The 18468-nt window shown below is 71.0% G+C and carries 26 protein-coding genes; 25 read left to right on the forward strand and 1 reads right to left on the reverse strand.

What is annotated here, in order from left to right; all coding sequences use genetic code 11:
• The first annotated feature begins 2 nt into the window (after nucleotides 1–2).
• The 16 genes from ACWGJB_RS30960 to ACWGJB_RS31035 all read left to right on the forward strand — a co-directional run bounded on the left by ACWGJB_RS30960 (nucleotide 3) and on the right by ACWGJB_RS31035 (nucleotide 10377).
• Nucleotides 3–2696: a hypothetical protein gene (locus ACWGJB_RS30960; protein ID WP_453383346.1), complete on the forward strand. Its 2694-nt coding sequence runs from the start codon at nucleotides 3–5 to the stop codon at nucleotides 2694–2696.
• 17 nt (nucleotides 2697–2713) lie between these two features.
• The gene (locus ACWGJB_RS30965; RefSeq protein ID WP_453383347.1) at nucleotides 2714–3238 is read left to right on the forward strand and encodes a single-stranded DNA-binding protein; all 525 of its coding nucleotides are present in this window, start codon (nucleotides 2714–2716) and stop codon (nucleotides 3236–3238) included.
• 15 nt (nucleotides 3239–3253) lie between these two features.
• On the forward strand, nucleotides 3254–3421 hold the full coding sequence (locus tag ACWGJB_RS30970) for a hypothetical protein (RefSeq protein WP_453383348.1): 168 nt from the start codon (nucleotides 3254–3256) through the stop codon (nucleotides 3419–3421).
• Nucleotides 3418–4032, forward strand: a complete 615-nt coding sequence (locus ACWGJB_RS30975) for a hypothetical protein (RefSeq protein ID WP_453383349.1) — start codon at nucleotides 3418–3420, stop codon at nucleotides 4030–4032. Before ACWGJB_RS30970 ends, ACWGJB_RS30975 begins: the two co-directional genes overlap by 4 nt.
• 80 nt (nucleotides 4033–4112) lie before the next feature.
• The gene (locus tag ACWGJB_RS30980; protein WP_453383350.1) at nucleotides 4113–4328 is read left to right on the forward strand and encodes a winged helix-turn-helix domain-containing protein; all 216 of its coding nucleotides are present in this window, start codon (nucleotides 4113–4115) and stop codon (nucleotides 4326–4328) included.
• Between the two features lie 101 nt (nucleotides 4329–4429).
• Nucleotides 4430–4588, forward strand: coding sequence for a hypothetical protein (locus ACWGJB_RS30985; protein WP_453383351.1), 159 nt, complete (start codon nucleotides 4430–4432; stop codon nucleotides 4586–4588).
• A complete protein-coding gene (locus tag ACWGJB_RS30990; RefSeq protein WP_453383352.1) occupies nucleotides 4585–4902 on the forward strand; it encodes a hypothetical protein in 318 nt (105 codons plus the stop codon). Before ACWGJB_RS30985 ends, ACWGJB_RS30990 begins: the two co-directional genes overlap by 4 nt.
• Nucleotides 4899–5276 (forward strand): DUF6907 domain-containing protein, encoded by a 378-nt coding sequence (locus ACWGJB_RS30995; RefSeq protein WP_453383353.1) that lies wholly within the window; start codon nucleotides 4899–4901, stop codon nucleotides 5274–5276. The genes ACWGJB_RS30990 and ACWGJB_RS30995 overlap by 4 nt, the downstream gene beginning before the upstream one ends.
• Nucleotides 5273–6391, forward strand: coding sequence for a conjugal transfer protein (locus tag ACWGJB_RS31000; RefSeq protein WP_453383354.1), 1119 nt, complete (start codon nucleotides 5273–5275; stop codon nucleotides 6389–6391). The genes ACWGJB_RS30995 and ACWGJB_RS31000 overlap by 4 nt, the downstream gene beginning before the upstream one ends.
• Nucleotides 6391–6564: a hypothetical protein gene (locus tag ACWGJB_RS31005; protein ID WP_453383355.1), complete on the forward strand. Its 174-nt coding sequence runs from the start codon at nucleotides 6391–6393 to the stop codon at nucleotides 6562–6564. The genes ACWGJB_RS31000 and ACWGJB_RS31005 overlap by 1 nt, the downstream gene beginning before the upstream one ends.
• On the forward strand, nucleotides 6561–6872 hold the full coding sequence (locus ACWGJB_RS31010) for a hypothetical protein (protein WP_453383356.1): 312 nt from the start codon (nucleotides 6561–6563) through the stop codon (nucleotides 6870–6872). Before ACWGJB_RS31005 ends, ACWGJB_RS31010 begins: the two co-directional genes overlap by 4 nt.
• Before the next feature lie 16 nt (nucleotides 6873–6888).
• On the forward strand, nucleotides 6889–7086 hold the full coding sequence (locus tag ACWGJB_RS31015; RefSeq protein WP_453383357.1) for a hypothetical protein: 198 nt from the start codon (nucleotides 6889–6891) through the stop codon (nucleotides 7084–7086).
• On the forward strand, nucleotides 7086–7283 hold the full coding sequence (locus tag ACWGJB_RS31020) for a DUF6257 family protein (RefSeq protein ID WP_453383358.1): 198 nt from the start codon (nucleotides 7086–7088) through the stop codon (nucleotides 7281–7283). Before ACWGJB_RS31015 ends, ACWGJB_RS31020 begins: the two co-directional genes overlap by 1 nt.
• Nucleotides 7284–7369: 86 nt before the next feature.
• Complete coding sequence (locus ACWGJB_RS31025) at nucleotides 7370–9580, forward strand: FtsK/SpoIIIE domain-containing protein (RefSeq protein ID WP_453383359.1); 2211 nt, start codon at nucleotides 7370–7372, stop codon at nucleotides 9578–9580.
• 123 nt (nucleotides 9581–9703) lie between these two features.
• Nucleotides 9704–9904, forward strand: a complete 201-nt coding sequence (locus ACWGJB_RS31030; RefSeq protein WP_453383360.1) for a hypothetical protein — start codon at nucleotides 9704–9706, stop codon at nucleotides 9902–9904.
• Nucleotides 9905–10029: 125 nt separating this feature from the next.
• The gene (locus tag ACWGJB_RS31035; RefSeq protein WP_453383361.1) at nucleotides 10030–10377 is read left to right on the forward strand and encodes an HNH endonuclease; all 348 of its coding nucleotides are present in this window, start codon (nucleotides 10030–10032) and stop codon (nucleotides 10375–10377) included.
• Here ACWGJB_RS31035 and ACWGJB_RS31040 read toward each other — a convergent pair.
• Nucleotides 10368–10736, reverse strand: coding sequence for a hypothetical protein (locus ACWGJB_RS31040; protein ID WP_453383362.1), 369 nt, complete (start codon nucleotides 10734–10736; stop codon nucleotides 10368–10370). The two genes, ACWGJB_RS31035 and ACWGJB_RS31040, sit on opposite strands and share 10 nt — an antisense overlap.
• 273 nt (nucleotides 10737–11009) lie before the next feature.
• On the opposite strand from ACWGJB_RS31040, the gene ACWGJB_RS31045 reads away from it, so the two are divergent.
• From ACWGJB_RS31045 to ACWGJB_RS31085, 9 genes are all read left to right on the forward strand, one after another.
• Nucleotides 11010–11498: a phage terminase small subunit P27 family gene (locus tag ACWGJB_RS31045; RefSeq protein WP_453383363.1), complete on the forward strand. Its 489-nt coding sequence runs from the start codon at nucleotides 11010–11012 to the stop codon at nucleotides 11496–11498.
• 25 nt (nucleotides 11499–11523) lie between these two features.
• Nucleotides 11524–12996 (forward strand): terminase large subunit domain-containing protein, encoded by a 1473-nt coding sequence (locus ACWGJB_RS31050; protein ID WP_453383364.1) that lies wholly within the window; start codon nucleotides 11524–11526, stop codon nucleotides 12994–12996.
• An 8-nt stretch (nucleotides 12997–13004) separates the two neighbouring features.
• Nucleotides 13005–13169, forward strand: coding sequence for a hypothetical protein (locus ACWGJB_RS31055; RefSeq protein ID WP_453383365.1), 165 nt, complete (start codon nucleotides 13005–13007; stop codon nucleotides 13167–13169).
• A complete protein-coding gene (locus ACWGJB_RS31060) occupies nucleotides 13166–14401 on the forward strand; it encodes a phage portal protein (protein WP_453383366.1) in 1236 nt (411 codons plus the stop codon). Before ACWGJB_RS31055 ends, ACWGJB_RS31060 begins: the two co-directional genes overlap by 4 nt.
• Before the next feature lies 1 nt (nucleotide 14402).
• On the forward strand, nucleotides 14403–15107 hold the full coding sequence (locus tag ACWGJB_RS31065) for an HK97 family phage prohead protease (RefSeq protein WP_453383367.1): 705 nt from the start codon (nucleotides 14403–14405) through the stop codon (nucleotides 15105–15107).
• 149 nt (nucleotides 15108–15256) lie between these two features.
• Nucleotides 15257–16696 (forward strand): phage major capsid protein, encoded by a 1440-nt coding sequence (locus ACWGJB_RS31070; protein ID WP_453383368.1) that lies wholly within the window; start codon nucleotides 15257–15259, stop codon nucleotides 16694–16696.
• A gap of 70 nt (nucleotides 16697–16766) precedes the next feature.
• Nucleotides 16767–17090 carry a hypothetical protein gene (locus tag ACWGJB_RS31075; protein WP_453383369.1) on the forward strand — a complete coding sequence of 108 codons (324 nt, stop codon included), beginning with the start codon at nucleotides 16767–16769 and terminating at the stop codon, nucleotides 17088–17090.
• Between the two features lie 14 nt (nucleotides 17091–17104).
• Nucleotides 17105–17992, forward strand: a complete 888-nt coding sequence (locus ACWGJB_RS31080) for a hypothetical protein (RefSeq protein ID WP_453383370.1) — start codon at nucleotides 17105–17107, stop codon at nucleotides 17990–17992.
• Nucleotides 17989–18456, forward strand: a complete 468-nt coding sequence (locus tag ACWGJB_RS31085) for a hypothetical protein (protein WP_453383371.1) — start codon at nucleotides 17989–17991, stop codon at nucleotides 18454–18456. The genes ACWGJB_RS31080 and ACWGJB_RS31085 overlap by 4 nt, the downstream gene beginning before the upstream one ends.
• The last annotated feature ends 12 nt before the right edge of the window (nucleotides 18457–18468 follow it).

Raw genomic sequence — 18468 nt, forward strand, 5'->3', positions numbered from 1 at the left:
ACGTGAATCGAGAGACCACGTTCGTGAACACCAACACCGAGCCACTGGCCGCAGACCCGGACATCATCCGGGCATGGCTCGCCCCCCGCTTCGAGGCGCCGGGGCTCGTGTCGATCTGCTCCAAGGGCAACTGGACCGGGATCCAGACCGACGACCTGGACCGCGCTGTCACATGGGTCCTCGAGCAGGACCGCGCTGGAGCCGAGGGCATCTACTGCCGCGTCACCACCGTCACCAGCCGCTTCCCCGCCGGGACCCGCGGCAGCGCCCGCGACTCCCGCGCCATCTTCGGCATGTGGTCAGACATCGACTTCGGCAACGACCTCCACAAGGCAACCGACCTGCCCGCGAACGCCGACGAGGCCCGCGATATCCCACGCTTCGCCAAGCTCCCGGAGCCCACCCGCGTCGAACACTCCGGCGGCGGCCTCTACGTCTGGTGGGAGTTCGACCAGCCGCTCGTCATCGGCCAGGACATCGACTTCGACGAGATCGCCGAACTCGCCGGAGACTTTCAGAACATCATCGCGGCCGGCGCGAAGACCATGGGCCTCGGCTACGGCACCGGTGTCCGGGACCTGGCTCGGGTGCTGCGCCTGCCCGGCACCGTCAACCGGAAGCCCGGCCGGACGCCCGCTCTCTGCCACGTCACCGAGGACGCCGGCCACCGGTACAGCCTCGACGACATCCGGAAACTGGCCGCCGACCTCAAGCCGAAGCCGAAAAAGCGCACCCCCCCGAAGCCCACCGAGACCCGTGAGAAAACGTCACGCCCCGGGGCGCCAACCGGCGGGCGAGGGCCCATGGAGATCCTCGGCGACCACGCCTGCTGTGGCGAGATCCTCATGCACGTCGGCGCGAACTACGCCGAGCAGCTCCCCAGCAACTGCTCGTACTGCGGCTCCGGATGCCAGCGCTGGAACCGCCCCGGCTGGGATGACACCTGCTCGAGGGACGGCATCGCCGTCCACAAAGAGGGCGCCGCTGTCACCATCCGCACCGACAACTTCCCGGGCATCACCGCGGCCGCGATCGGACACGTCCTCTCCCCCGGCCAACTGTTCGCCGCCCTGCACCACGGCGGCGACGAGTCCGAGGCCTGCCGCGACATCATCCGCGCCGCCCACGGCCGCAACGAAGCCAGCGCCGCCGCGCGCGCCCTGCCCGTCACCGTCCTCGACGACGTCCGCCAAGCCACCGCCCGCGGCGACGAGCCCGTCGAGCAGCAGCCGGAGCCAGAGAGGACCGCCGAGAACGAGCCGGAGGCACCGCCCGCCGGCTCCCCAGCCGCACTCCTCGCCGACTTCCTGGACCAGATGCGGACCTACATCCACCTCGACGACTACGGGCACATCGTCTTCTCCCTCGCTGTCGCCGTGTCTTCCGACCTCGATGGCGAGCCGCTCTGGGGCATGCTCGTCGGGCCGCCTTCCGGCGGCAAGAGTGAGGCGGTCAAGGCCCTCGACGACTCGGCCGACGAGCACGTCGACGACATCACCGGCCCTGCGCTCCTGTCATGGATGCCCGGCAAGAATCCCAAGCCCGCAGGCATCCTCACCCGCATCCCCAGCCGCGCGTTCGTCACCATCTCCGACTTCTCCACCGTCCTCGCCACGTCCGACCGCGGCGGCCGCGACACCCTGTTCGCTCTGCTCCGTCGCGCCTACGACGGCCACGTCGTCCGCGAGGTCGGCAACTCCCCGCGCCCGCTGACCTGGACGGGACGCCTCACACTGCTGGCCGCCGTCACCCCGGCCATCGACAACTTCTCCTCGCACACCGATGCGCTCGGCCCCCGGTGGCTGTACTGCCGGCTTCCAGAGACGGACAACGCCCACAAGAAGGCGACCGTCCGGAAGCGTCGGAAGATCGAGGGGCTGGCCGACCTGCAGGCCGAGGCCCGGCGCCGCGCGTCCGAGCTCGTGCGCGTTGCCCGGCGCGTCGTCGGAGACGTCGAGCTGGACGACGAGATGTACGACCAGCTGGAAGACGCGGCCATGCTCACCTGCCTCGGCCGCGCCGCCGTCCCTCGCAACGCCTACGGCCGCCGAGAGATCGACGGCATCCCCGTCATCGAGGAGCCTGCCCGCGTTACCGGGCAGATCGTCGCACTCGCCAAGTCGCTGCTCGCCCTCGGCGTCGCCCGGCGCCAGGCCCTGGCGCTCGCTGGCAAGTGCGCCCTCGACACGGTGCCGCAGGCCCGTCTCGCCTGTCTCCGGCAGTTGGCGGGCGGTGAGCCCATGACGGTGTCAGAGGTCCGGCGTCGTACCGGCCTGAACCGGCATGTGGCCCGGCGGGCGCTGGAGGACATGGAGGTGCTGGAGCTGACGACGTGCCCGCGTCACGAGAAGGACGAGGACACCGAGGACTCCGGGTTCCCGTCGTCGAACCCGTGGCATCTGGGCGAGGAGCGGGCTCTGGTGATGCGTGTGCTGGCCGCCCAGACCGCTACCGAACAGGCGAGCGATTCCGAGGACTCGCCCTTGGCACGAAGTGTTGGTTACCCAACCCCAACCCCCCCAAATAAAGGGGTTGGCGATCAAGAAAAGGGCTCGTCAGAGGGTGCCGGTACGCGCGCAACCCACACTTCGGGCCAAGCAAAGCCCCAGCCCACGCCGTCCCCGGCACCCGAAGACGCCGGGCTGTGGGACGTGCCGCTCGACGAGCCCGATGACTACTGGGCCGAAGCCAGCTGAATCAAGGAGAACAACTGATGTCCGGAGAGACCGTAATCACCGTCGTCGGCAACCTGGTCGACGAACCCGAGCTGCGCTTCACCTCGTCCGGCGCGGCCGTCGCCAAGTTCCGCATCGCCTCGACCCCGCGCGTCTACGACAAGCAGGCCAACGAGTGGAAGGACGGCGACGCCCTGTTCCTCACCTGCTCGGTGTGGCGACAGGCCGCCGAGAACGTCGCCGAGTCCCTCCAGCGCGGCATGCGGGTCATCGTCCAGGGCCGCCTGAAGCAGCGGTCTTACGAGGACAAGGAGCAGGTGAAGCGCACGGTGTACGAGCTCGACGTCGACGAGGTCGGCCCGTCCCTCGCCCGTGCCACCGCCAAGGTCGCCAAGAATCCGAGCGGCGGCCGGACACCCGCGGGGCAGAGCCCCACGCAGGACCCGTGGGCCGGCGCGCAGCCCGCCAACGGTCAGCAGCAGGGCGGCGGCTGGGGCACCCAGCCTGCCCAGCAGCAGCCCGCCGCCCAGGGCGCCGGCTACTCCGACCAGCCCCCGTTCTAGACCCAGGAGATCACCATGACCGACCACGACATCCAGCTGCTCGCCATCGGCACCACTCTGGGCATCTACCTCATGCTCTTCGTCCAGGTCGTCGGCGGCATCCTCGACGACCGCCGCGACCGCAAGGTGGCACGCGCCGCCCAGGCCCAGCTCGACGCCGCACGCGAGAGGGCCGAGGCGTGACCGTCTGCGAGGTGTGCGGCGAGGACTCGCGCGGCCGGTACCTGTGCGAGCACCACACCGTGGCGCTGGCCCGTCGGCTAGCGCTGCTCCCTGGCCTGGACAGTGACCTCGTCGACTACCTCGTGCCCGCCGCGCCCCGGTTCGGTGAGCGCGTCAGTGGGGGCGGCGCCACCTCCCGGCCGCCCATCAACCTGGACGTCCTCGACCTGATGCAGGCCAACCGTGCGGCCCAGGTCGTGCGCTCGTGGCGGGTGGACGTGCAGCGTGTGCGCTGGCCGGACCGGTCAGCGCCGCCTCCGGCGCCCCTGGCTGCCGACTGCCGGTGGCTTGGCATGGAGCTGGAGTGGATCGTCGCCAACTACCCGGCGGCCGGCGACCTGGCGCGCGAGGTGAAGGAGTTGGAGGCGGAGCTGCGGTCCCTGGGCGCCCAGCCTCCGCCGGCGCGTGTGGGGTTGTGCGTCGCGGTGACGGACGACGAGGGCACGGTGTGCGGCGCGGTCCTGACCCGGCAGCCGGGGCAGGTGGTGCGCTGCCGGTGGTGCCGGACCGAGTACCGGAGTGCGCAGGATCTGGCGCTGCTCCGGCACTACCAACCGAAGGAAGCGGCATGATGTCAGCAACCCCGTTGACATGCGTAAGCGGGGCCGCTTACAGTTGTCGGGCAGTCACCGCTTCCGGTAAAGGGAGGGACGTGACCACGTGGAAAGAGCGCCATGACGAAGCCGTCCGGCAGCAGGACATCGCCTGGAAGGCGTACCTGGAAGCGACCGCTGACCGAGCACAAGCCCTGCTCGACGGCACCGAGGTTCTCGGTACTCAAGCTGCCGTCGCACGCGAGCTCGGCGTGAGCCGAGCCGTCGTGAACCGAGCCATCAAGGCGCTGGAGAAGAGCCAGCAGCGGCCGTAACGCCGCACCCCACAACTGAAGACGGCCCAAGGCCGGGGTTCCCGCCCCAGCCAAGGGCCTGACCGCACCGCCTACCTGCCTACACAGGAGGAGATCCGGCTATGGCCGATCTTGCCATGCCCGCGTTCCCGCGCGGCACCACCCAGACCCGCCGGCTCATCGCCGCGGGCATCATCCGCCGCACCCCCGGCCGCACCCTCACCGTGCGAGTCACCGAGGCCGGCGTCACCGGCAGCATCCGCAAGGCGGGTGCCCGATGACCAAGCCCACCGCCTCCAGCGAGAACCACGACCTGCGGCAGCTCCTCACCGTCGTCCTCGACGCACTCACCCCGCCCTACGACGCCGCCGACTACCCCCGCCGTCTGGAAGACCGAGCCGGGTGGGCCGCCACCACCATCAAGGCCGCCCTCGCCGAGGACCCTGCCGACATCGGCTGGAACGCCGACTTCCTGCGGGGCAGGCTCGCCGCCGAGCAGGCCGACGCCGAAGCCAAGGCCGTCCGCGCCTCCGTCGACGCACAGTTCCCGGTGATCGCCGCGTTCCTCGCCGACGACCGGGAGGCCGGCCGATGAGCGCCGACCCGCGCACCGTCCAGGTCAACATCCTCACCACTCGCACCCTGGAGATCGACGAGCCCGACTGGTGCGTCGGGCATCGCGACGACCGTGCCCAGTTCAAGCCCGACCTCACCCACTACGGGCCCGAGCACACCATCACCGCCCCGGACGGCGACGCCCTGCTCAAGGTCATGCTCGCCCGGTCCCCGTTCTCCGAGCGCTCCAGCAGCGCCCTGGAGCTGTACGTCGAGGCCGGTGACTACACCGGCAGCTGCGACCAGGAGGGCATCGAGGAACTCGCCGACGCCATGGTCCAGGGCGCCGCCCAGCTGCGGGCCCTCGGCCGCCAGCTCGCCGGGATCATCGAGCGGGGCGGTGAAGCCCAGTGACCACCCGCGAACTCACCAAGGGGCAGACCGCCGTACTCACCCTGGCCGCCGTCGCCATGGTCGCCGTCGGAGCCTTCGGCGCCTGGGGTACCTACAGCAACGCCGTCAGCGCGTTCCACCGCCAGGCGACCGCGGCCGGCGTGGTCGCGGCCGGCGAGGGCCTCACCCTGATCCTGGCCTTGATCATGCTGGGGCGGACCATGCTCGGCATGGCCTCGCCCGCCGTGGTCCGCGGCGGCATGTGGCTCGCCCCGCTGTCCGCCAGCTGCATCGGCCTGGCCATCGCCACCGACACCCGCGAGGCCGCGGTGTACGCGGTCACCCCGCTGGCCATGTCCGGCGCCGCCGAGGGCCTCGGCCTGGTCGCCCGCAGCATCGTCGTGTACCGGACCGGTGTCGACGCCGAGGTGCAGCGCCGCAACGCCGATGCTGCACGGCAGCTGGCGTTCTACCGGGCGGTGGCCGATGGTCACCCCGACGAGCGGAAGCAGAAGCGCGCCGTGCGCAGCTACTGGCGGCTCGCTCGCCACGTGGGTGTCGGTGACACGGAGCTCGGCGCCGGCCTGGTCGACGTGCAGCGTCACCGGGTCCGTGACGGAGCTGATGCGGCCCTCGCATCCATGTACGGCGGACAGAGGTCCCCGAAGGACCTCAGTCCCGTCGAGCAGCCGCGGAAGGTGTCCGCGACGGAGGCCTTGCGCGCCCACTTCGCCGACATGGACCCGGCGGATGCGATCCGGTTCGCAGCTGATGCGCGACCTGATGCGGACGCCGTCGAACTGGCCGTCGTCCTCGGTACCTACGGGCTCGCCGTCGACCCCGTCGCGGTCGCCCTGGTCCTCGGTCAGCAGCCCCCGGAGTACACCGTCGAGCGACCTGATGCGGCTGATGCGCTCCAGGTCAGCGCGCTGGAGCCCGTCGACGTGGCGGGCGCGGTCGCCGAGGCCGCATCAGCCCTCGGGAGCGACGCATCAGCCCGCGACATCGCCGAGCACATCGCCCGCCACCGCCGCCTGGTCGTCACCGAGCCCTACATCCGCACCGCCCTCTCGCGGGCCGCGAAGAAGCCCCAGCCGGAGCCCCCGGCCACGCCCATGGAAGGCGGATACGCCTGATGCGCGCCATCCTCGCGGGCGCCCTGTTCGGGGTCCTGCTCCTGTTCTTCCCGTCCCTCGTCGCCCTCGCCGCCGCGGTGGCCTTGGCCGCACTGGTGAAGGCGTTCCCGGCCGCCCTGGTCCTCGCCCTGGTGGTCCGTACCGTGCCCCGGATCCGGAGGTGGGCGCGATGAGCGACGCCCTGAAGAAAGCCGAGGCCGCTGTCACGGAGGCCGCCGACAACACCGACGTCGTCCGGATCGTCGCCGCCGTCCTCGCCGCGCAGCAGGCCCAGCCCGCAGCCGTGGCGGCGCCCGCCCCGGCGCCCCGGCGGCACCCGGTTGGCCTGTACGTGACGGCCGGCATCGGCGGCGCGGTCGCCCTGTCCTTCCTGGCCATGGCCGCCGCGGTCCTCGCGGTCGCCGTCGCCGTCGGCGGGGTCTGCGCCACCGTCTGCCTGCTCACGCTGCGCTCGATGTGGCGCGACCTCAACAACCACTGACCTGGGGGAACCCGAGATGGACCGTAAGCAGCGCCTGACCATGGCCGACGCCGCGGCCACCCGGGCGGCCAGCCTCGCCCGTGCGGCCCAGGCCGCCGCCGAGAGGACCGGCAGCCCCGGGGACCTGGCCGTCGCCGGATCCGCGTGGGCCGACGTCGCCCGCGCGCACGCCGGGATCGCCAACCTGCTCCCGCAGACCGAGGAGACGGACTGATGGCCAAGCCCGACGACCTGCAGTTCTCCGACTTCACCATCGGCGAGCGGGCCCGCATCGCGGGCCTCACCCTGCGGATCGCGAAGCGCGGACTGGCCGACGACGGCACCGGCAACGTCGACACCGACGACCTCAAGCGGCGCATCGAGCGGATCGAGAACGGCGCGCTCAAGCGCAAGACCAAGCCCAGGAAGTAGCGCCACCCGGGGCGGCCGCCACCCGGCCAAGGATCGCCGGCCGCCCCGGGCCTCCCGACCCTCCGCAGAGAGAAGGAACCCCCATCATGACGGACACCCAGGCCGAACCCCAGGTCAACGGGCACGCCCAGCCGAAGGTGACCCTGATCAAGTGGGAGCCGGAACCCGCACCCCCGGCCCCCGACGGGACCGTTGAGGTCGAAGCCGTCGACCGCGCCGACAACCCGCTCGCGGACTGGCTCACCACGCCGGACGTGCCGATCCTCCCCGTGTGGGCCCGGTCCCGGCAGTCCATCACCGCGAACGTCACCGCCCTGGGACGGCTGTGCGTCTGGCACTGCCAGTACCACGCCCTCCGCGTCCCCAAGTACGCGTTCCGCATGGCGTGGCTGGCCGTCAAGGGCCTGTTCCGGGCCGTCCGTGGCCTGTGGCCCACCCTCACCGCCCACGACCGCACCGCCGCCGTCAGGGCCCTCAAGGCGCAGGTGAAGGCGCAGCCCGAGGACGTCGAACTCGCCGTCCGCTACGCCCTCCTGCACCGCGAACGCACCCTCGCCCGCCGCGCCCGATGGGGTGCCGCCGCCGCTGCGGTCGCCGCCACCGCCGTCGGCTGGTACCTGGCGCCGGTCCCCGTCCAGGCCGCGATGGCCGCCGCCGTCACCGTGCCGCTCGCCTACCTCGGCCGGGGTGACGACATGCAACTACTCGACAACCCGACCCCGCCCCTGCGGGTCGACATGTCCGCGCAGCAGCTCAACGACGCACTCCGCGCCGCTGGCCTGCTCAAGTCCGGGAAGGGCGACGACGAAGGACCCCGCGTCACCTGCGTCATGGGCCCCGTGCGGGACGGGCGCGGCTGGTCGGTCATGTTCGACCTGCCCAAGGGCGGCGGGAAGACCGCCGCGGACGTCCTCGCCAAGCGCACCACCATCGCCGCCGAGCTCGGCGTCGACGAGATCCAGGTCATCGCCTCCCGGGTGCGGGCGGCGGCCGGCGGCAACGCCGGAAGGGTGTCCATGTGGGTGGCCGACGACGACCCGTACCTGCTGGACGGGGAGCCGAAGAACAACACGCCCCTGCTGAAGGCGGACCGGTTCTCGATCTGGGAGCCGATCCCGTTCGGCCGGGACGCCCGCGGCAACCGCATCACCGTCCCCGTCATGTGGCAGTCCCTGTTCTTCGGCGGCCTGCCCCGCCGCGGTAAGACGTTCACCCAGCGCCTGATGACCGCGGCCGGCCTGCTCGACCCCTACGTGCGGCACTACATCGCCGACGGCAAGGGCGGCGCCGACTGGATGCCCATGAAGGCCGTCGCACACCGGCTGGTCATGGGCGCCGAGGACGACGCCGTCGAGGCGTTGAAGAGCATGCTCAAGGAGTTGCTGGCGGAGATGGAGCGCCGGTTCGTGCTGCTCCGCGGCCTGCCGCCGTCCGTGTGCCCAGAGGGCAAGCTGACCCCGGCGATCGTGGAGAAGTACAACCTGCCCGTCATCTTCGTGACGATCGACGAGCTGCAGGAATACTTCACGGCGATGGAGAAGGACGACCGGGACCAGGTCATCAACGACCTGTGCCGGATCGCCCGCCGCGGCCCGGCCGCCGGGTTCGTCTCCAACTTCGCCTCCCAGCGCCCGGACGCCGAATCGGTACCGACGAAGCTCCGGGAGATCATCACCCTCAGGTACTGCACGCAGGTCGTCGACCAGACGTCCAGTGACATGGTCCTCGGCAAGGGCAAGGCCGCGCAGGGCGCCGACGCCTCGGTGCTGTCCGAGGAGCACCGAGGCACCGGCGTGCTGGTCACCGGCCCGGCATCGTTCGTGACCGTCCTCGCCGACTTCCTCGACGGGCCCGCGTTCGCCGAGCTGTGCCAGCGCGGCCGCGCCCTGCGCATCCAGCACGGCCAGCTGACCGGCGACGCGGTCGGCGACATCACGGCCGCCGCCGACTCTGCCGGCCTGACGATCGCCCCCGTGCTGTCCGACTGCCTCGACGTCATGCGGCACACCGACCGCATGCACACCGTCGACCTCCTCGACCGGCTCGTGAACGTCGACGAGGACCGGTACGGCGACTGGGACGCCGAGCGCCTCGCCGCCGAGCTGGAGACCGCCGGCGTCGACCGGACCACGAAGCAGGTGAAGGTCGGCGGGAAGAACCTCGCCGGGTGGCGGCGGTCCGACCTGGAAGCCGCGGTGCCCGCCGAACTGCTCCTCGCCGCCCGCCGGGTAGACCCCGCCCCCTCTACAACCCCCGCTACCGACACCCCGTCCGGCGAGACCACCGACGGCGCCTGATGTAGAGGGGGCCCGCTACCCCGGTAGTGACCTTGGTAGAGGGCCCCCACCTGCAAAGTAGAGCCCGTAGAGGGGTTACCGATCACCCCTCAGAAACGGCGATCAGCGCGGCATCATGGGGTCATGGAGTCGCTGACCTACCGCCCCGGCCACTACACCGCCCACCAGGCCGCACAGATCCTCGAAGTCGGCCTCGGAACCATCCGGCAGATGGTCCGACGCGGCCAGCTACACCGCTCCGGCGGCACCCCCCGCCAGCCCTGGTACCCCGCCGCAGAGGTCAACGCGCTCGCCGCCAAACGCCGCCAACGAGCAGCCGCTTGACCGCAGGTCAAACAGCGTGTAACGATCTCGGTGAACAACTGTGCCCTCACCCGGCACCACACACGCACACGAGCCCCGGCCGGTCACACACCGCCGGGGCTTCGTCGTGCCAACAGGGAGGCGGCATGCCCCCACGCCGACGCCGCCCGTGCCTGGTATGCGGCACCCTCACCCGCAACGCCTCACGCTGCGACACCCACCAACAGCAGTGGCAGCAGCAGCAAGAGCGGACACGAGGCAGCGCCCACCAGCGTGGCTACACCCAGGCCTGGCGCGTGGCAGCAGCCGCAGCAGTAACCCAGCACCGCGCCCAGCACGGCGACTGGTGCCCCGGCTGGGGAATCGCCCCGCACTCCGCCACCGACCTCACCGCCGACCACATCACCCCGAAAGCAAAAGGCGGCACAGATTCCCCGGACAACATCCAAGTGCTGTGCCGCCCCTGCAACAGCCGCAAGCGTGATCAGCCCTGAAGACCCCACGCCGGACCTGGCTGCCCCTGCCGCCCCTGGTACGGCGGTGCTGCGGGCTGCTGCCCTTGGTACGCCTGCGGTACAACCGACTGGGACGGCTGCGGTGCAGCAGTCCTGCGGAAGATGAGGAATGCACTGACGTTCTGGCCCTTGCCCGGCAGGAAGGTCGACTGATCAAGCAGCCACCCTGTCGACTCCACCGCCTCGATCTGCTCGGCCACACCGGACAGTGAGCCACCCCAGTTGTCGTTCCACCCGCCCTCGTTCACGCGGCAGGCGAACACCAGTCGCCCCTCAGCGATGGCACGGGCCGCCTGCTCTGCGATCGACTTGGCCTTCGCATCCTTTATGAACCCCATGAGGTCCCCCCTCATTCGACTGCTCCCACGGCAGCAAGAACGCCACGGTACAGCCGCCCTGACGTGCACCAATAGCCGCCCTCAGCTGCCACCCACGGCCACGCACGGCAGTCGGGGTCACTCCCCGTGACGTTCGCCGCTCGCGCCGTCGCATAAGGGGGGCGGGGGTGATCTTCAGCGCATGATCGTCTTCGGACCCGGCCCCCCATCCCCCACACGGCGACGCGAAATTGAGCCGGTTTTTGATCTACATCCATTTCGGGGGTGGCGATCATGCCCGCAGGTCGACCGCCAACGCCCACGGAACGTAAGCGCCGAACTGGCAACCCGGGCAAGAGGAACCTCCCCGAGCCCGTCGTGCACCTCGCCGCGGTCGCCGACATCCCGCCGGCGCCCGACACCCTCGGCGAGGTCGGGCAGCGAACGTGGGAGCGGTTGTGGACGGCTGGCCAGGCGTGGCTGTCCCCGGCGACCGACCTGGACCTGCTGACGCGGCTGTGTGAGGCGCACGACGAGCGGGAGGCGATGCGGGACCAGGTCGCCCAGGACGGCTACATGGTCACCGGCTCCATGGGCCAGGCACGCGCGCACCCGATGCTCTCCGAGATCCGGGCGCTGGAGTCGCAGATGACGAAGTGGGAGTCGCTGTGCGGCTTCACGCCGACGGACCGGGCCCGGCTCGGATACGCGGAGGTGAAGCGTGCCTCGAAGCTCGAAGAGCTCGTCGCCCGCCGCCAAGCGCGGATCCAGGGCGCCCAGTAGCTGGCCCCCCAGGTTCCTGACCCCGGTGCCAGCCGCGGACGTGAAGCGCGGGGATGGCCCGGACGTCGCCGACTTCATCGAGACGCTGTGCGTCGTCACGAAGGACACGTTCGCCGGGCCGTCCGGCTCGCCGCTGCTTCTGCGGCCGTGGCAGCACAAGCTGTTGGGCCACCTGTTCGCCCGGCGTGCGGACGGGCGCCGACGTCACCGCGTGGCCCTGGTCGGCGAGCCGCGCAAGAACGGCAAGTCGGGGCTCGGCGCGGGGATCGCCCTGGACGGTCTGTTCGAGGGCACCGGCGCCGAGGTCTACTCCTGCGCTGGCGACAAGGAGCAGGCCCGGATTGTCTTCGGCGACGCCCGCCGAATGGTCGAGAACAGCCCGGACCTGTCCGAGGCCATCAAGGTCTACAAGGACGCCCTCGAGGTCCCGAGCACCGGAAGCGTCTACCGCTGCCTGTCGGCGGAGGCCTTCACCAAGGAAGGCCTCTCGCCCACCCGCGTGCTCTTCGACGAGCTGCACGTGCAGCCCAACGACGAGCTGTTCAACGTGATGGCGCTCGCCGCCGGCGCCCGCGTCGACCCGATGCTGATCGGCATCACGACGGCCGGCGTCAAGACGGACTCCAGCGGCAAGGACAGCATCTGCTACCGGCTGTTCCAGTACGGGCAGAAGATCGCGGCAGGCGAGGAAGTCGACCCGTCGTTCTTCCTGGCGTGGTGGGGCGCCCCGGACGATGCCGATCACCGGCTGGCCGCGACCTGGGCGATGGCGAACCCGGCCTTCGGCGACCTGATCGACCCCGAGGACTTCGAGGCCGCGGTCAAGCGGACCCCGGAGGCGGAGTTCCGCACGAAACGGCTGAACCAGTGGGTCAACACGGCCGAGGCCTGGTTGCCTGCCGGCGCGTGGGAGGCCTGTGCCGAGCAGGGGCCCGTTGAGGACAGCGCCGAGGTGTGTCTGGGCTTCGACGGCTCGTTCAACGGCGACTCGACCGCGCTGGTGGTCGTCTCCTGCGCCGAGGTGCCGCACGTGGACGTCGTCGAGGCCTGGGAGAAGCCGTCGGACGCCGGCCACGACTGGAACGTGCCCATCCTCGACGTCGAGGCGGCAATCCGGCAGGCCTGCCGCCGCTGGAGCGTCCGTGAGATCGTCTGTGACCCCTACCGGTGGGGCCGCACGTACCAGGTCCTCGAGGACGAGGGCCTGCCCGTCGTCGAGTTCCCCCAGTCACCGGCCCGCATGATCCCGGCGACGACCCGCTTCTACGAGGCGGTCATGAACCGCTCGCTCACGCACTCCGGCGACCCGCGGCTGGCCCGGCACCTGTCCAACTGCGTCATCAAGACGGACAGCAGGGGATCGCGATTGTCCAAGGACGCGAAGCACTCGCCCCGGAAGATCGACCTCGCCGTGGCCGCGGTCATGGCCCACGAACGGGCCTGCCAGGAACCCGAGCCCGAGCCGACGCCGCAGTTCTGGAGCTGGGCCGACCTGTAGGAGGTGCCGTGAAGCTCCCCCGCCTTACGAGGCCGCGCCGGACGCTCACCGACGTGATGGACGTGGCCGGTATCGGCTGCCTGGTGGGCGCCGCCTGGTGGTGGCAGCCCATCGTCGGCCTGGTCGCCCTCGGCGTGGCCCTGGTCGGCATCGGATGGGCGGTGGACCGGTGAGCCTGTTCCGCCGCGCCACCGAGCGCCGCACCCTCCAGCAGTTCGGCGACAGTTCCATCCCGACGAACGGGTCGCTGATGGCGCCGACGGCGTCCGGGGTCGCCGTCAACGACCAGACGGCCATGCAGCTGGTCGCCGTCTACGCGTGCGTGCGCATCCTTTCCGCGGCGATCGCCCGCCTGCCGCTGAGCGCGATGGTGGCCCGCGACGGCATCCAGGTGCCCACCCCGATGGCGCCCACGATCGTGGCCGACCCCTTCGGCGGCGCCGGCAACACCCGCTTCCCGACCCGCCGCGCCGGGCTGAAGCAGCTGGCCGTCTCCCTGCTGCTGCGCGGCAACGGCTACGGCATGGTCACCGCCCGCGACTACCTCTATCGCCCGTCACGGATCGCCGTCCTTCACCCGGACGTTGTCAAGGTCAGGCTGAACGACGACGGCGGCCGGGACTACGAGGTGAACCGGCAGAAGGTCGACAATCCGAGCGACATGCTGCACCTGACCGGGATGTGCATGCCCGGCGCGGCGGAGGGCATGTCGCCGATCAGCTACGCCCGACAGGCCATCGGCCTCGGCCTGGCCGCCGAACGGTTCGGGGCAGGCTTCTTCGGCCAGGGCGCCCATCTGTCCGGCGTCATCACTGTCCCCGGCGACCTGGACAAGGACCGGGCCCGGCAGATGAAGGACGCGTTCGAGGGCTCGCACTCCGGGCTGTCCAACGCGCACGCCATCGGTGTCCTGTCCGGTGGCGCCGACTGGAAGAACATCAGCGTCACCCCGGAGGATGCCCAGTTCCTGGGCACCCGGGCCGCGCAGAACCTGGACATGGCGATGCTGTACGGGGTGCCGCCGCACATGCTCGGGCAGGTCGACCGCACCACCAGCTGGGGCACCGGCATCGAGCAGCAGGCCATCGGTTTCCGCGTATGGACGCTGGATGACTGGCTGGGCATCTTCGAGGACGCCTGGACCGGGATGCTGCCGCGCGGCCAGTCCGCCGTTTTCGACACGGCCAGCCTGGAGCGCACCGACACCGCCGGCCGCTGGTCCTGGTACGCGACGGCCCGAACGATCAACGGCATGACGCAGAACGAGATCCGCGCCCGGGAGAACCTGCCTCCGGTCGAGGGCGGCGACGACATCAACGCCCCCCTGAACAGCGCGCATTCGGGCGACAGCCCGGACCCCACCCCGCCTGATGACGGGCCTCCCGCCCCCGACAAGGAGCCATGACGTGGACCTCTCCGTCCGGGCCGAGCGGCCCACCACCCTGCAGCACCGCGCGGTGCCGTTCCGGGACGTCGAACTGCGCGCCAAGCCCGACGGCACCGGCAGCGACGCCCTCACCTTCACCGGCTACGCATGCATCACCGAGGTCGGCTACGAGATGGAGGACTGGCTCGGCCCGTTCACCGAGGTCGTGCGCCAGGGCGCCTTCACCAAGACCCTCGCCGAGAACGCGGACGTGCCGTTCCTCGTCAACCACGCCGGACTGACCCTCGCCCGGACCAAGTCGGGCACGATGCGGCTCGCCGAGGACGACACCGGCCTGCACACCGAGGCCGAACTCGACCCGGCCAGCCCGCACGTGCAGGCCCTGCGCTCGGCGATGGACCGCGGCGACGTCGACGAGATGAGCTTCGGGTTCTGGATCGTCCGGCAGCAGTGGTCCCCGGACTTCGACCAGCGGGACATCCTCGAAGTGTCCCTGTCCAAGGGAGACGTCAGCGTTGTGAATTACGGCGCCAACCCGAACACGGCCGGCGCACAGCTCAACTCCCGCGACGTGCAGGCTCATCTGCAGCGGCTGTCCGCCGACGAGCGGCGCGAGGTCTTCGACCGGCTCGCGACCGAGTTCACCCCCGCGCCCGCCGACGAGGCCGCCACCGTGGCGAGTCTCGGCCTGGCGCAGGCCCGCGCCCGCGCGCTGGCCCTCTGAGCTGTTCCACCGCCTGCCCATCGCGCCGGAGCCGCGCCGGCCGCCCACGCCGGACCCCACGAGGGGCACCACCTGGGCGGCCACCCGAGCCACCACCCGAGCCCGCAGGCACGCCATGCACCACCACCATTCACGAGAGAGGGGCAGCGATGTCCAAGGCTTTCATCCAGGCCCTCCAGACCCGGCGTGCCGAGCGCAAGACCGAGCTCGACCGCATCCTGGAGACCCCCACCGCCGAGAAGCGCAACCTCAACGAGGACGAGCAGGCGCGCTTCGACGCCATCGAGCAGGAGATCCGCGACATCGACAAGCGGGTCACCGAGCTCGATGAGCAGGCCCGCGCCGACGAGCAGGCCGCCGAGGTCGCCAAGCGCTACGACCTGTCCCGTCCCGACGAGGGCGTGCGTTCCGAGCCCGCGACCTACCAGCGCGGCGACAAGCACAGCTACTTCCTGGACCTGATCCGCAGCGACATGGGCCGCGGCGACGGCGACGGCGGCGTACAGGCCGCCCGGGAGCGGCTGGCCCGGCACAGCCGCGAGGTCGACGTCGAGATGCCCAAGCGCGACGCGCGACGGGCTGCCCGCGCCGAGAAGGAGCTGCGCGGCATCGACCGGGGCAGCGTCTTCGAGAAGCGCGTCAACCCCAACCGCACGGACGGCCAGGGCGGCAACTTCGTCCCGCCGCTGTGGCTGATCGACGAGTACATCGACCTGCCCAGGTTCGGCAGGACCTTCGCGAACTCGGTCCGCAACCTGACGCTGCCGACCGGCACCGACAGCATCAACGTGCCGAAGATCGCGACCGGCACGGCGACGGGCGTGCAGACCGCGGACGCCGTGGCCGTCACCTCGCAGGACCTGACCGACACGTTCGTGACCGCCCCCGTGCGCACGATCGCGGGCCAGCAGGACATCGCGATCCAGCTCCTCGACCAGTCGCCGGCCGCGTTCGACGAGATCGTCTTCGCCGACCTGATCGCCGACTACAACCAGCGTCTCGACCTGCAGTGCCTCAACGGCTCCGGCTCGGCAGGCCAGCTCAAGGGCGTCCTGAACGTCTCCGGCATCAACGCGGTGACCTACACCGACGCCACGCCGACGCTCCCGGAGACCTACCTGCCGTTCATGCAGGCCCTGTCCCTGGTCGCGAAGAACCGCAAGATGATGGCGACGGCCGCGTTCCTCACGCCGTCGCGCTGGTACTGGATGGCGAGCCAGCTCGACTCGCAGAACCGGCCGTTCATCCTCCCGGAGACGAACAACCCGTTCAACCCGCTGGCCCTGCAGACCGGTGGCGACGTAGAGGGCCCGGTCGGTCGGGTGCTCAGCACCCCGCTGCTCGCCGACGGCAACATCCCGACCAACCTCGGTGCGGGCACCAACGAGGACCGCATCGTCGTGGCCCGCACGAGCGACCTGTACCTGTGGGAAGGGTCGATGCGGACCCGCGTCCTGCAGGAGGTTCTCTCCGGGACGCTGCAGGTGCGCCTGCAGGTCTACAACTACGCCGCGTTCATGCCCGACCGGCGCCCGGAGGCCATCTCGGTCATCTCCGGTACCGGCGTCATCGCCCCGTCCGGGTTCTGACCCCCAGCTCCCCGGGCCGCCGACTGAGGGTGCGGCGGCCCGGGGCCTTCCCCAGTGAGGAGAGTGCGCGATGCATGATCGCGTCGCTGAACTGGCCGGACTCCGTGCGGAGCTGGCCATCTGCGAGAACGGGCCGCGCGAGTCGCGGCGAGAGAAGACCGGCGAGGTCCAGGAGCAGATCGACCGCGTCCGCGGCGAGCTCGAGGAGATGGCGGCCGCGCAGGAGAAGCAGGCCGAACAGTGGCAGGCCAGCGGCCACGACGGTCTCGCCGGGCAGTGCACCGAGAACGCCCGAGCGATCCGCGAGGCCCTGGACGCCGACGGCGCCTCCGACAGCCCCAAGCGCGCCGGAAAGAAGACGGCGGCCGCGGCGAAGCCACCGCAGACCCGCTGACCGGAAGGGGCGCCATGCCGCTGATCTACTTCACCGGGCAGGACGTGCGCCTGGCCGAGACCGTTCTGGACGACACCGGCGCCCCCGCCACCGGCACCCTGACCGTCGCGGTCACGGTTACCAACCCGCTCGGCACGGTCACTACCCCGGCCGTCACGAACGGAGGCGGCGGCGGCCAGTACATCGCCGCCGTCTCCTCGGTCGCCGTCACCGGGACGTGGCTGTACCGGTGGACGGCGACCGGTACCGGCGTCGGCTACGCCTCCGAGGGCCAGTTCGAGGTGCGGCCGCCCGGCGTGGAGCAGCTGGTCGACCTGGCCTCGGTCAAGGCGCACCTGAACCTTCCGGCCGCCGACACCAGCCAGGATGCCGAGCTGCAGGGCTTCATCCTCGCCGCGGGCGACCTCGCCCGGGACGTCGTCGGCCCGCTGCTGCCCGAGCAGCACACCGAGTGGCACAACGGCGGCAACCCCACGATCACTCTGGACTGGCTGCCGGTCGCCTCCGTCCAGTCGGTCACCGAGTACGTGTCGGCGTCCACGTGGGTGCTCACCGAGCAGCCGCTGGGAACATCGACGGACGCCTACGGCTACACCGTCGACCTGGCCCGGGGGCAGATCACCCGCCGCGCCACCGGCGGCGCCGTATGCTTCCCCGCCGGCACCAAGAACGTCAAGGTCGTCTACACCGCCGGACGCTCCGGCACCGTGCCATGGACGGTACGGCTCGGCGCGCTCGAGCTGATCCGGCACCTGTTCCAGCTCACCCAGCAGGGAGGCCGGCCGCGCTTCGGCGGCGCCGCCCTGGACGGTGAGTCGATGGGCGTACCGACCGGGTTCGCTCTGCCGCAGCGCGTACTGGAGCTGTGGCAGCCCTTCAAGCGGCCTCCGGGGATCGCATGACCACGCCGATCGGGGACATCCCCGCCTCCAGCATCCCCGCGGCCCGTACCTGGATCTTCGAGGGCCTCCAGGCGCAACTCGCCGACGCCCAGGGCGTCCTCGTCTGCCTCGACGAGCCAGGCCCCTACCAGCCCGACGACATCGTCTCCGTCGGCGACGTGCACCAGCAGTACAACCCGGAGAACGTCGTCGGCTCAGGCGGCGCGTACTGGCTGCGCGAGGACTACACGATCACCGTGACCGTCGATGTCTACCGCGGCGGCGACGACCCGGCCGCCGTGTTCGCGCGCGCCCGCCAGCTCGCCGACCTGGTCGTGGCCGTCGTCCGCTCCGACCCGTCGCTGGGCGGCGCCGTCGACCGCGGGAAGCCCGGAACCGTGCAGCACACCAGCGGCTGGTCGGAGGACCACAAGGGCCGCCAGGCCGTCGTCGAGATCGGCATCGACTGTCTCAAGACCCTGTGAAAGGGGGCCGCT

Source organism: Streptomyces sp. NPDC054813 (genome assembly GCF_053611365.1).

Bases quoted from the DNA above. Each gene is read 5' to 3' on its own strand.
- ACWGJB_RS31025 (WP_453383359.1), top strand. From the start codon at position 7,370: ATGACGGACACCCAGGCCGAACCCCAGGTCAACGGGCACGCCCAGCCG.
- ACWGJB_RS30970 (WP_453383348.1), top strand. From the start codon at position 3,254: ATGACCGACCACGACATCCAGCTGCTCGCCATCGGCACCACTCTGGGC.
- ACWGJB_RS31085 (WP_453383371.1), top strand. From the start codon at position 17,989: ATGACCACGCCGATCGGGGACATCCCCGCCTCCAGCATCCCCGCGGCC.
- ACWGJB_RS31035 (WP_453383361.1), top strand. From the start codon at position 10,030: ATGCCCCCACGCCGACGCCGCCCGTGCCTGGTATGCGGCACCCTCACC.
- ACWGJB_RS31040 (WP_453383362.1), bottom strand. From the start codon at position 10,736: ATGGGGTTCATAAAGGATGCGAAGGCCAAGTCGATCGCAGAGCAGGCG.
- ACWGJB_RS31070 (WP_453383368.1), top strand. From the start codon at position 15,257: ATGTCCAAGGCTTTCATCCAGGCCCTCCAGACCCGGCGTGCCGAGCGC.
- ACWGJB_RS30985 (WP_453383351.1), top strand. From the start codon at position 4,430: ATGGCCGATCTTGCCATGCCCGCGTTCCCGCGCGGCACCACCCAGACC.
- ACWGJB_RS31030 (WP_453383360.1), top strand. From the start codon at position 9,704: ATGGAGTCGCTGACCTACCGCCCCGGCCACTACACCGCCCACCAGGCC.
- ACWGJB_RS31010 (WP_453383356.1), top strand. From the start codon at position 6,561: ATGAGCGACGCCCTGAAGAAAGCCGAGGCCGCTGTCACGGAGGCCGCC.
- ACWGJB_RS30995 (WP_453383353.1), top strand. From the start codon at position 4,899: ATGAGCGCCGACCCGCGCACCGTCCAGGTCAACATCCTCACCACTCGC.
- ACWGJB_RS30965 (WP_453383347.1), top strand. From the start codon at position 2,714: ATGTCCGGAGAGACCGTAATCACCGTCGTCGGCAACCTGGTCGACGAA.
- ACWGJB_RS31005 (WP_453383355.1), top strand. From the start codon at position 6,391: ATGCGCGCCATCCTCGCGGGCGCCCTGTTCGGGGTCCTGCTCCTGTTC.
- ACWGJB_RS31045 (WP_453383363.1), top strand. From the start codon at position 11,010: ATGCCCGCAGGTCGACCGCCAACGCCCACGGAACGTAAGCGCCGAACT.
- ACWGJB_RS31075 (WP_453383369.1), top strand. From the start codon at position 16,767: ATGCATGATCGCGTCGCTGAACTGGCCGGACTCCGTGCGGAGCTGGCC.
- ACWGJB_RS31020 (WP_453383358.1), top strand. From the start codon at position 7,086: ATGGCCAAGCCCGACGACCTGCAGTTCTCCGACTTCACCATCGGCGAG.
- ACWGJB_RS31015 (WP_453383357.1), top strand. From the start codon at position 6,889: ATGGACCGTAAGCAGCGCCTGACCATGGCCGACGCCGCGGCCACCCGG.
- ACWGJB_RS31080 (WP_453383370.1), top strand. From the start codon at position 17,105: ATGCCGCTGATCTACTTCACCGGGCAGGACGTGCGCCTGGCCGAGACC.
- ACWGJB_RS30990 (WP_453383352.1), top strand. From the start codon at position 4,585: ATGACCAAGCCCACCGCCTCCAGCGAGAACCACGACCTGCGGCAGCTC.